At 59.3% G+C, this 10828-nt stretch carries 10 protein-coding genes; 7 read left to right on the top strand and 3 right to left on the bottom strand.

Features of this window, described 5'->3' with window-relative positions; all coding sequences use genetic code 11:
- Window positions 1-107: 107 nt before the first annotated feature.
- Complete coding sequence (locus FMN63_RS06100; protein WP_148583053.1) at window positions 108-1727, top strand: GMC family oxidoreductase; 1620 nt, start codon at window positions 108-110, stop codon at window positions 1725-1727.
- 211 nt (window positions 1728-1938) lie between these two features.
- Here the strand turns inward: FMN63_RS06100 and FMN63_RS06095 are convergent, their stop codons facing one another.
- Window positions 1939-3378 carry a helix-turn-helix domain-containing protein gene (locus FMN63_RS06095; protein WP_148583052.1) on the bottom strand — a complete coding sequence of 480 codons (1440 nt, stop codon included), beginning with the start codon at window positions 3376-3378 and terminating at the stop codon, window positions 1939-1941.
- Window positions 3379-3508: 130 nt separating this feature from the next.
- On the opposite strand from FMN63_RS06095, the gene FMN63_RS06090 reads away from it, so the two are divergent.
- On the top strand, window positions 3509-3811 hold the full coding sequence (locus FMN63_RS06090) for a response regulator transcription factor (RefSeq protein WP_209000958.1): 303 nt from the start codon (window positions 3509-3511) through the stop codon (window positions 3809-3811).
- A gap of 277 nt (window positions 3812-4088) precedes the next feature.
- On the opposite strand, the gene FMN63_RS06085 is transcribed toward FMN63_RS06090, so the two are convergent.
- The gene (locus tag FMN63_RS06085) at window positions 4089-5027 is read right to left on the bottom strand and encodes a LysR substrate-binding domain-containing protein (protein WP_148583050.1); all 939 of its coding nucleotides are present in this window, start codon (window positions 5025-5027) and stop codon (window positions 4089-4091) included.
- 229 nt (window positions 5028-5256) lie between these two features.
- A complete protein-coding gene (locus FMN63_RS06080; protein WP_148583049.1) occupies window positions 5257-6060 on the bottom strand; it encodes a creatininase family protein in 804 nt (267 codons plus the stop codon).
- A 172-nt stretch (window positions 6061-6232) separates the two neighbouring features.
- Here FMN63_RS06080 and FMN63_RS06075 point away from each other — a divergent pair, with 172 nt between their 5' ends.
- The 5 genes from FMN63_RS06075 to FMN63_RS06055 all read left to right on the top strand — a co-directional run bounded on the left by FMN63_RS06075 (window position 6233) and on the right by FMN63_RS06055 (window position 10577).
- The gene (locus FMN63_RS06075; RefSeq protein WP_148583048.1) at window positions 6233-7237 is read left to right on the top strand and encodes a putative metalloprotease CJM1_0395 family protein; all 1005 of its coding nucleotides are present in this window, start codon (window positions 6233-6235) and stop codon (window positions 7235-7237) included.
- Window positions 7238-7414: 177 nt separating this feature from the next.
- Window positions 7415-8575 (top strand): MFS transporter, encoded by a 1161-nt coding sequence (locus FMN63_RS06070; protein ID WP_148583047.1) that lies wholly within the window; start codon window positions 7415-7417, stop codon window positions 8573-8575.
- A gap of 49 nt (window positions 8576-8624) precedes the next feature.
- Window positions 8625-9413 carry an ABC transporter ATP-binding protein gene (locus FMN63_RS06065; RefSeq protein ID WP_148583046.1) on the top strand — a complete coding sequence of 263 codons (789 nt, stop codon included), beginning with the start codon at window positions 8625-8627 and terminating at the stop codon, window positions 9411-9413.
- 236 nt (window positions 9414-9649) lie between these two features.
- Entirely contained in the window at window positions 9650-10192 is a 543-nt protein-coding gene (locus tag FMN63_RS06060; protein WP_148583045.1) for a MarR family winged helix-turn-helix transcriptional regulator, read from the top strand.
- 145 nt (window positions 10193-10337) lie between these two features.
- Window positions 10338-10577 (top strand): hypothetical protein, encoded by a 240-nt coding sequence (locus FMN63_RS06055; RefSeq protein WP_148583044.1) that lies wholly within the window; start codon window positions 10338-10340, stop codon window positions 10575-10577.
- The last annotated feature ends 251 nt before the right edge of the window (window positions 10578-10828 follow it).

Raw genomic sequence — 10828 nt, 5'->3', positions numbered from 1 at the left:
GTTGGGGCATGCCTTGAGATTGGCCGTCCGGCATGACGCAGACCATCGATATCTGAACCGCAGCGAAAAGACTGTGGGCGGGAATTGGGCAGGAAACGGGAAACGACATGAGCGGTCCGACTTCACTTGAGGGAACGTATGATTATGTGATCGTCGGGGCCGGAACGGCCGGCTGTGTTCTGGCCAACCGGCTGAGCGAGGACCCTTCGGTCAAGGTGCTGCTCCTGGAAGCGGGCGGCTCGGACAATTACCACTGGGTGCATATCCCGGTCGGCTATCTGTTCTGCATCGGCAATCCACGCACCGACTGGATGATGAAGACAGCCAACGAACCCGGCCTCAACGGGCGCAGCCTGGTCTATCCGCGCGGCAAGGTTCTGGGGGGCTGTTCCTCGGTCAACGGCATGATCTACATGCGCGGCCAGGCGGCGGATTACGATCACTGGCGCCAACTCGGCAATACCGGGTGGTCTTGGGACGATGTGCTGCCCTATTTCCTGAAATCGGAAGACCACCATGCCGGCAAGTCCGGTTTGCATGGCGGTGGCGGCGAGTGGAAAGTCTCCAGGCAGCGGCTGAAATGGGAAATCCTGGAAGCCGTGCAGAAAGGGGCGCAGGAGTTCGGCGTCAAGCCGCGGGCGGATTTCAACGACGGCAGCAACGAAGGCAGCGGCTTTTTCGAGGTCAATCAGAGCGGCGGGGTTCGCTGGAACACGGCCAAGGGCTTCCTTCGCCCGGCTCTGAAGCGTCCGAACCTGCGCGTCATCACCCATGCGGAAACAAGATCGATCCTGCTGGAAGGCAAACGGGCGGCGGGCGTGACCTTCACCGTGAAGGGACAGGACATGAGCGCGCGGGCGGAGCGCGAGGTTCTGCTTGCGGCCGGTGCGATCAATTCACCGAAGCTTCTGGAGCTGTCCGGCATCGGCAGCGGCGATGTACTGTCCCGCTACGGCATCGAGCTGAAACACGAACGCGCCGGCGTGGGCGAGAACCTGCAGGACCACCTGCAGATCCGCACGGTTTACAAGGTGCAGAACACCAGGACACTGAACACCATGGCCAACAGCCTGTTCGGCAAGGCCTCGATTGCACTGGAATACGGGTTGACCCGATCGGGGCCCATGTCGATGGCCCCCAGCCAGTTCGGCATGTTCACCAAGTCCGATCCCTCACTGGAAACGCCGGATCTCGAATATCACGTCCAGCCGCTTTCGACCGACAAACTGGGCGATCCGCTGCATCCGTTCCCGGCCATCACGGTGTCGGTGTGTAATCTTCGTCCGGAAAGCGTCGGCTCGTCCCATATCCAGAGCGGGAATGCCGCACAGCAGCCGGACATCAGACTGAACTACCTGTCGTCGCCAAAGGACAAGATCGTTGCCGTCAAATCCGTGAAGCAGGCGCGGCAGATCATGACGGCGAAAGCCTTGCAGCCGTATCAGCCAGAGGAAATCCTGCCGGGGCCGACGGTCGATAGTGACGAGGACCTTTTGAAAAAGGTCGGCGATATCGCCACCACGATCTTCCACCCTGTTGGCACCTGCCGCATGGGCGTGGACGACCAGTCCGTTGTCGATCCTCAGCTCAAGGTTCGCGGGCTCGACGGGCTGCGGGTCATCGATGCCTCGATCATGCCCAGGATCGTCTCGGGCAACACGGCGTCTCCCGTGGTGATGATCGCGGAAAAGGCAGCGGACATGATCCGGGCCGAGCGACGGGCTTGAGGGGGAGTCTGATTTAAGGAAGTTGCCCCCTCTCTCCCTCATCCTGAGGAGGACCGCAAGGTCCGTCTCGAAGGATGGGCAGATGGCTTCTGAGTATGCCGCCCATCCTTCGAGACAGCGCTAACGCGCTTCCTCAGGATGAGGTTGGGGGAGCATATGCTGGTTGCACGCCTCTCTTGCGTATTCTCGGCAAGCTCCTGAAACTTCGTGACTAATCCGCTGCCTTCACCCGATACGGAATAATGCCGCGCTGGCCGGAGTCGATGAAGGGTTCCTTGTCGACGGCGGGGAAGGCGCGCTGGTCGCAATTGTCCCTTGGGCAGATGCGGCAGTTGACGCCGATGGGTTCGGGTGAGGCGATCTCGTCGACTGCGAGCCCGTCGGCGTAGACCACCGCATCGGCGTATTGTACCTCACAACCGATGCCGAGCGCGTAGCGGCGCTCGCCGCTGCGATAGTCCGGCTGATGTTTGGTGATGCTGGTCGCGACACACAGGTAGCGCACGCCATCCGGCATCTGGGCAACCTGCGAGGTGAACTTGTTCGAGTTCTGCTCGAAGGCCTGATGCACGTTCCAGCGCGGGCAGGAGCCGCCGAAGCGGGCGAACTGGAACCGGGTTGCGCTGTGGCGTTTGACGACGTTGCCGGCCCGGTCGATCTTCACGAAATAGAACGGCAGCCCCTTGGCGCCGGGGCGCTGCAACGTCGACAGGCGATGGCAGACGGTTTCGATGCTGGCATCCAGACGGTTGGACAGAAGCTGGATGTCGTGCCGGGTTTCCGCGACCGCTTTCAGGAAATCGTCATAGGCCAGGATCAGGGCGCCGGCGAAATAGTTCCTGAGGGCAAGCCGCGCGATGCTCTCCGCCGACTTGGTCTTGAACCGTGCTTTGGTGACCTCTTCGGAAATGAGGTCGCGCACGCACAGTTCCGCGATGACTGACCCCAGCAGGAAGCTTTTGGTCGACTGTGGCGTCGCACTGTAAAGGGTGATGGTGCGGGCAAAATCGTCCTGCCGGATCAGGGTGCCTCGATAGTCGGGAAATTCCTTCACCGTTATGCCGAAGCGCTCCTGCAGCCAGGCGGTGAGGGCCGCAAACTTGGAGGGGGCTTTGGAGAGTCCGATTTCCAGAGACAGTTTTTCAGCCGCCCGGTCGATGGAATCGACATAGTTGTCCATGTAATGGAAGTAGTCGCGGACTTCTTCGTAGGCCGATTTTCTGGGGCCAGGACCGCTTTCAGGGCTGCCGCCGAGCTGAACCAGATCGTCTTCGTTCGCTTCCCGGTCGTGATAGGTTCGCAGGGCCCCATAAAGATCCATGATCGCCTTGGTGACGCCCGGGGCCCGTGTCACCAGTTCATGCACTTCCTGCCGGCCGACGGAGGCTGTCAGAAACTGGGTGTCTGCAAAAATTTCCTGAAGATCCTGCACCACTCGGTCGAGATCGTTCTGTTCGAAGGCGGACAGGTCAACACCGAAAATCCGGTTGATCGTCAGCAGCACCGAGGCGGTGACGGGGCGGTTGTTGTTTTCGATCTGGTTCACATAGGCGGTGGACAGGCCGATCTTCTTGGCTAGCTCCACCTGGGAGAGGCCGAAATCCGAGCGGATTTGCCGCAACGTGTGGCCGGAATAGAGTTTTTTGCTCACCTTCGACAGTCTCCGGGATCAAATTGCGAATCTTTAACAATATGCAGTATGCTATTTAACATTTTACAATAGCCGGGTAATGATGAAAAGTCCTGTCACCACGGAGGAAACAACCCCAAGGAACGTAGTGATGACCGCTCATTTCGCTTTGCCGACAAGTTCCGCAGTCAATGGTGGCACCGGCGCATTTGCCGCTGGTATCCGCTGGCCAATCAACCTCACCGAACTGGTGACGCCGCGCCAGCTCGAAATCATGGTGAAGCTGTGCGAAGGCAAGGTGAACAAGCAGATTGCCTATGAGTTGGGCGTGTCGATTGCGACCGTCAAGGCGCATATCCGCAATGCCATCACCCGCCTCGGGGCGAAAAACCGCACCAACGCGGTTGCTATCGTTGCTGCAAACAGCGCGATTTTTCACAACGCAGCCGCCTGACACGGTGCAGGTCTGACATCCGGACACTCGTTTGCAAATGAACGCGTGCTCGGATGCCAGCATCTTTTGATTTTCCGTCGCGCCTGGGTTGCTTTGTTCGGCCATAGGTGCGCCGGCCAGAATTGTGCCAGCCCCATCGGCCGCGTGATAACGCAATAAAATCGCGAAACGCAGTCTTTCTGACGGCGCCATCGCCGTCAGCCGCTCGCGGCGGTTAGGTCAACAAACCGCCCTGCGAATTCGTCCATTCTGCCAATATCGCGCTTGCCGCAGAACCTCAGACAGCCCGTTTGATCATGGATGTGCGGATGCTTTCCACCTCAGTGCCAAGGTAATCGCAAAAGTCCTTCGCGACGATGGAGATCGGCCGGTGGGTCGGTGTGAGGATCGACAGGCTGTTTTGAATGCGTGGCCGGAACGGACGAAAGACGATCATGGGTGGTCCCATGCCGAGACGGCCTTTTTCCTGAGCATTATAGGCTGTGATCATATCGCAGATCAAAGCGCAGAGACCTGCTTCAACGAAGCGGAGCCCGGGCCAGGCTGTCTGAAGCTCGAAGCGCTGGTTGAACCGGACGCCGGCATCGCGAAAGCGGGAGAGTGTCTGGCGGTGGCTGCGATGCTCGGAGTGAAGCAGCGCGAGCGGGTATCCATCCAGCTCCTTGGGGGTGATGACTTCCATCGAGGCCAAGGGGTCGGTTGCGGGCACTGCGCACATGCATTCCAGCTCGAAATCGATCTGGTCGAAAGAATTTCGCGCCCGCGGGGTTTCGGCAAATCCGATATCGAATTGCTGTGCAGCGATCAGTTCCTCGATTTCGGCTGAGGTTCTGCTTGCCAGGGAAACCTTGACGCTTGGTTTGTCGGCGATGAATTGCGCCAGACTGTTGGGCAGGAAGTCGGCCGTTGCTTCGGGAATGCCGGCAATCCGCAACTGCCCGTGTTCCCTGTTGGCGAGGCCGCGCAGCGTGCGTTTGGAGATTTCAAGCCGTTTCAGAATGGCTTCGGCTTCTTCCAGAAAGAATTCGGCTTCCGGTGTTGGTACGAGGCGGCCCTGTTCACGCACGAACAGTTTCAGTTCGAGCTCTGTTTCAAGGCCCGCAATGGTGGAGCTGACCGCAGGTTGCGTTCGGCCAAGCGTGCGCGCGGCCTCTGAAATAGAGCCACTTCGCATGACCTCTCGAAAGGTCGCCAGCTGCCGAATAGAAAGATTCATGGTTCTGCGAGAACCGCCCTCCCAAATCTCTACAAGGATTAATGTGTCGCCTAAACAGGTTCAGGTCAATACACGTAGAAATTTGTTGTGTATTATTGTTGACTTAGCTCAGAAAATTCGAATATTACCGATATCGAAATCGGGATATTGGTAATTGATGAATTTATTTATATTACCTTTACGTAACATATAACCGTTTCCGGCCGTTCAAAACCGGTTCAGATCCGTATCAACGTGCCGGCGACCAGAGCCTTTCCATGTCGAAGCTCTTGACGTCTTCAAGCAGTTCGATGAAGCCACGCGCCGCGTGATCGAGCGATTGGCGTCCTTTTTCAGCTGTTGCGAGTGCGGCGTTGCCAAGTGCGCCGGCCTCGTTGAGGTCCTGCGCCTTCCAGCCGTATTGGGCCTTGCCGTGCCCGCGCAGATGCTTGAATTCCTTGAGGTAGCTTTGCTGTTGCGACGGAAAGTCAGTCGCAAGGTCCATGCGGACAAGATCGGGACGCAGATGCAGCATCAGCGAGGTCTCGATGTCGCCGCCATGAATGCCGTAGGTGAATTCCTCGTCGGCGTAGAGCCCGTCGGGCTGACCGAACCGAAGCCAGTTCGTGGCAGTCACGAACATGCCGTGCTTCACACGAAGCTCCCGGGCCACGATATCCAGAACAGGCACGTTACCGCCGTGGGAATTGATCAGCACAAGCTTGCGGACTCCGGCCCGGGCGATGCTTTCGCCCAGTTCAAGCCAACAGCGTGTGACCGTGTCCCAGGCAAGCGTCAACGTTCCGGGTGAGGAGATGTGCTCGTCCGACTTGCCGACGGGCTGCACCGGCAGGAAGGTTACCGGCAAACCATCCGGCAGAAGGTCAAGAACGCGCTGGATCTGCCCTTCGGCAATCGTTGCGTCCGTCGACAGAGGCAGATGGGGGCCATGCTGTTCGATAGCTGCCACGGGCAACACAGCGATCCAGTCCTCAACGCCGGGAGACTGGAAGTCGAGTGTCGTCATGTCTTGCCAGTACGGCTTGGGCAGCATCTATCTCTTCCGCTTTGAAACTACGTTACTTTCTCCTTCGCATAGCGTCCTCGGACAGGCAAGAGGCGGCGTAGGAGAGACCTTCATCCAGGCCTGTCTTCACGAAGTTATGATCCCGGTTTCTTAACCGGTGTTTAGAAATTGCTGACGTCTTTGCGGGAGAATAGGCGCCATGATCGGCGCAATCCTGTCAAATACGCCAGCGACGATCCTGAGAGGAAACGGTGTCGCGGCGGAGCGCGATCCTGGTTCGGGGGAGAACACCCCTGGCCGGGACCAGGCTTCTGCGCGGGCAAGTCAGGCAAGTGCTTCGGCAATCGCCATTCGGGGCGGCAACATACCCCCGTTGAGTGCCCAGGCCGTGATTGCGCTTCAGGAAGCCGACGGATCTGCTGCGGGGGCGGGACGTTCCCGTTCGGCTGCTGCGCCCGGAAATCCTGATGGCGAAGACGCCGAGACCGGCAACTCCGCAAATGCGGGAGCAGCCGGCGACGGTGCGGACACAGAGGCGGCTGCTGCCGGAAGCAGCACCGGTCAGGCGCAGGACGAAAGCACCAAGGACGAAGACCCCGATGGGGACGGCCTCGACAAGGCCGAGGAAAAACAGGTTGAAAAGCTGAAGCAGCGTGACCAGGAAGTTCGTGCCCACGAGCTGGCCCATGCCCGCGTTGGCGGCGCTCATGCCGGGGCGCCCAGCTATACCTTTCAGCAGGGGCCAGACGGCAAACGCTACGCCATAGGCGGCGAGGTTCAGATCGATACTTCGAAAGAGCGCACACCCGAAGCCACGATCCGCAAGATGCAGGTAGTCATTCGGGCTGCCACCGCGCCGGCCGATCCATCCTCTCAGGACCTGAAGGTGGCGCAGCAGGCAAGAGCCCAGATATCCGAAGCGCAGGCCGAGGTGCGGCAGAAGAAAACGGAAGAATTGTCCGGAGATGATGGCGACGGAGACGTCGATGCCGCAACCGGTCCGGACAGGGACCCTGTCGGTACGGATAGCGCCAAGGGGGCTGAAAACGCTGACGGAGCTGGGAGTGCCGAGGGAGGTGAAGGTTCGGGTGAACCGGGAACCGACAGGGCCAGTGCCGAAACAGCGGCTGCGATTTCCGCCTATCAGTCCGCTATCGAGCGGACCAATGACATCCAGTCCCGGCTCTTCGGTCTGAATAGCTGAGCCGGTATCCAGGCCGGTTGGGTGTAGCGTGGGGTGCCGCTGCGTTCTCCTGCTGTCACAGGACCGGGCGTAACCGGAGGCTGCTTTCGCCGGGATTGGCGCTTGTCAGGTTGCTGTGTGCGTGACAGAAAGACGGTTCTCTTTCGGGCCGCTGCCCTCCCAGAAAATGTTAGCTTCATGTCAGTTTCAATCCAGCGCCAAGCCGTTGCCGCGCGCCGCGTCGTTTCGGCAATTTTTTTCATGTGCGGTACCAGTATCGGGACGTGGGCCTCGCGCATTCCCGACATCAAGTCCGCAACCGGGTTGGACGAAAGCGGTTTTGGCATTCTCCTGCTTGTGATGGCTTGCGGTGCCTTTGTTGCCTTTCCGATCACGGGAATGCTTATTGACCGTCTGGGCGCTGCACCCATGACCAAACTGCTGACGGTTGCCAACATCGTCAGTTTCGTTCTGGTCGGACTTGCGCCCGACGTGACCTTGTTGACCGCCGCCCTGTTCCTGGCAGGCCTCAACATCGGGGCGCTGGATATTTCCATGAACGGTTGGGGCGCCGAGGTGGAAAAGACGCTGGGGCGCCCGATCATGTCCTCCTATCACGGGCTTTACAGCCTGGGGGCGGGCGCCGCCGCACTGGCCGGTGGGCTTGCGATTACGGCCGGGCTGAGTGTCCTGTCGCATTTTGTGCTCTGGGGTGCGATTTCGGCACCGTTCCTCGTCTGGTACTGGCGTCAGGCCTGGCCGAAAAACGAGGTCCACAACGAAGATGGCAGCAAGGCACCGCTGTTTGCGATGCCCAAGGGAGCTCTTGTGCTTGTCGGGCTGATGGCTCTGGTGGCAGCCTTGGGTGAAGGTGCGGTGACGGACTGGGCTGCGCTCTATCAGATCGAGGATCTTGGCATTTCCCAATCGCTTGCGCCGGCTGCCTTCACGATCTTCTCGATCGCCATGGTGATCATGCGCCTGGCTGGCGATCAGGTGATCGCCCGTTTCGGACCGGTGCGAACCGCCCGCGTAAGCGGTATCGTTGCCCTGTTGGGAGGTGTCCTGCTGGTCTCCGAAGCCGGTCTGTGGTCAGTCTGGGCGGGATGTTTCGTGATGGGCCTTGGATATGCGGTGCTGTTTCCGCTTGCCATGTCCCGGGCGGCCAGCGATCCGCATATGTCGAAAGGGGCTGCCCTTGCGGCTGTTGCCACGCTTGGCTATGGAGCCTTCCTGTTCGGGCCGCCGCTGCTTGGTTTTGTTGGCGACTATTTCTCGCTCAGGGCGTCTTTCATCACCGTTGCGGTGCTGACGGTGGCCATTCCGATGCTTGCAGGGGCCCTCAAGGTCAAGGATTGACGGACGCTGCGGAAGTGGTTCACACAACAGGAAAGCCGGAAGCGATCACATGACGTCACTGAACAAGGCTCCTGTTGTCGTATCCCTGAAGGGGATAGGCAAGGTTTTCGAAAACGGCACGGCCGCGCTCGACGATTTCTCCCTGGATGTGCGCGAGGGCGAGTTCGTGTCCCTGCTTGGGCCTTCGGGGTGCGGCAAGTCGAGCGCGCTCCGGATCATCGCCGGATTGTCCAACCCTTCTTCCGGTACCGTTTCCTGGCCGATGGAGCGCAGCGGGCAGGATGAGCACGAGCTTGGGTTCGTGTTCCAGGAGCCGACGCTGATGCCGTGGGCCACGGTTTTTGCCAATGTCTGGCTGCCGCTGCGGCTAAAGGGCGTTTCCCGGCAGGCGGCCAAGGACCGGGTGATGGATGCCCTTGCGACTGTCGGTCTTGCCGATTTCGCCGAAGATTTTCCCCGTCAGCTGTCCGGTGGCATGAAAATGCGGGTCTCGATTGCACGCGCGCTTGTCACCCGTCCAAAGGTTCTGCTGATGGACGAACCCTTCGCCGCGCTCGACGAGATCACGCGGTTCAAGCTCAACAACGATCTGCTTCACCTGCAGAAGACCTTTGGCTGGACCGTTCTTTTCGTGACGCATTCGGTGTTCGAGTCCGTCTATCTCTCCAGCCGCATCGTGGTGATGGCGTCCCGGCCGGGGCGGGTCATCCGCGAGATGGATATCGATGTGCCGTATCCGCGGGAAGACAGTTTCCGGACGTCTTCAGACTACAGTCAGTACTGCCGCGAGGTTTCCGACGCGCTTCACGGTGCCCTGGAACCGGCTGACGCTCTTTGAAGGTGCCCATAACAGGGAAAACGTGACCTCTTGTGCCTGACATCCCCGCTCCATTTGAGACCGCGTGCGTTCGATGAAACAAAAGTTCGCTGGATATCAGGCGTCAACTCTGTGCAGTGTCGTTAAAATCGACTTTTGCCGGGCGGGTGTCATTTGACGGTTAAATACCTTCGCTAGGGTGCCTCCGCGTCATTGATGAACGTGATTAGAGTTGACTGGAAGACGGGGTTGCAGCGATGGCTTTCAATTACAAGAAAAGCATAACGTTCCGCCTGGTTCAGGCTGCAAAGGCGCAGCGGGCCCGGTCCGGGGCGCATCTTATGCGGATCGGTCTGCACCCGGGCCAGGAACTGGTGCTCAAGGTGCTGGCGGACACGGACGGACGCACGATGAGCCAGTTGGCTCTCGCACTCGGCGTGCAGCCGCCCACCGTCACCAAGATGGTGACCCGGCTTTCCAGTCAGGGCTACGTGCGCCGTCAGGTCTCCGATACGGACGGTCGTCTTGCTCGTGTCTATCTAACCGACGTCGGCCGCGAGCTTGTGGTGTCGGTTGACAAGGCCTGGAAGCGCCTGGAACGGGAAGCCATGTCCGGACTGGACGACAAGGACCGCAAGAAACTGCGCAAGCTGCTCCGGCAGGTCGAAAAGAACCTGTCGATCTCTGTCGACAATGACCCGGAACATGAAGCCGATTTCGACACCGACGGGGATGCTGCCGCCGAAGCCGAAGGCAAGGAAAAAGACAAGGCCAAGGAAAAGGAGCTGTCCGCTGCCTGACGTTTCTGCTCCGATTTCCCGCGTCAGCTGGCGCCCCGGCATCTTGAGATGGCAGCTGCGGCAAGATTAAAAATCTGTCATTTGCAAAGGCCGCTTGTGCGTCCTACCTGCGTTTTAGCCACGTTGGCATATACGGAGGTTACACATGCCATTGAGGTATCGGACCATAAACGAAGACCGTGGTGCCCGCCGGGCACAGGAGCTGCGTGACCGGTTCCGTCACGTCTCGGATGCTTCCATCAACCGGCCGCAATTTGGATTGAGGCAGGCACCTCAGGCCCGCACCTGGAGTGAAGTCAAATCCCGGCAGTCACAGTTCCAGGAGTTGATGGCCTGGAGCGTGCTGGCTGTTGTAATGGTCTTCATCGGAATGATGGTGTTTTAGGCTTCATTTCTCTCCATGCAGATGATCGGCGTCTGCGTGTGCACTCCAATCAAAGACCTGTGAAAATCAATCATGCGGCGAACGGCCCAACCGTTCGCCGCTTTTTTGTGTCTTTATCCATGAAGATGCGGGATCGCGATGTGTGCTCTATCGTGTCGGCGTCAGGGTTGAGTGTGTCACCGCCGTCAGCCATGGACGCCTTGAGAGGCATGTGCCATTCGGTCGACTGCGAGATGTTGATGCGGAAAACG

Source organism: Stappia sp. BW2 (assembly GCF_008107695.1).
Taxonomy (GTDB): Bacteria; Pseudomonadota; Alphaproteobacteria; order Rhizobiales; family Stappiaceae; genus Roseibium.
The sequence above is the reverse complement of the archived record's forward strand: the minus strand, read 5'-3'. Positions and strand labels throughout refer to the sequence as shown.

Bases quoted from the DNA above. Each gene is read 5' to 3' on its own strand.
- FMN63_RS06070 (WP_148583047.1), top strand. From the start codon at position 7,415: ATGTCAGTTTCAATCCAGCGCCAAGCCGTTGCCGCGCGCCGCGTCGTT.
- FMN63_RS06085 (WP_148583050.1), bottom strand. From the start codon at position 5,027: ATGAATCTTTCTATTCGGCAGCTGGCGACCTTTCGAGAGGTCATGCGA.
- FMN63_RS06075 (WP_148583048.1), top strand. From the start codon at position 6,233: ATGATCGGCGCAATCCTGTCAAATACGCCAGCGACGATCCTGAGAGGA.
- FMN63_RS06060 (WP_148583045.1), top strand. From the start codon at position 9,650: ATGGCTTTCAATTACAAGAAAAGCATAACGTTCCGCCTGGTTCAGGCT.
- FMN63_RS06100 (WP_148583053.1), top strand. From the start codon at position 108: ATGAGCGGTCCGACTTCACTTGAGGGAACGTATGATTATGTGATCGTC.
- FMN63_RS06090 (WP_209000958.1), top strand. From the start codon at position 3,509: ATGACCGCTCATTTCGCTTTGCCGACAAGTTCCGCAGTCAATGGTGGC.
- FMN63_RS06055 (WP_148583044.1), top strand. From the start codon at position 10,338: ATGCCATTGAGGTATCGGACCATAAACGAAGACCGTGGTGCCCGCCGG.
- FMN63_RS06065 (WP_148583046.1), top strand. From the start codon at position 8,625: ATGACGTCACTGAACAAGGCTCCTGTTGTCGTATCCCTGAAGGGGATA.
- FMN63_RS06080 (WP_148583049.1), bottom strand. From the start codon at position 6,060: ATGCTGCCCAAGCCGTACTGGCAAGACATGACGACACTCGACTTCCAG.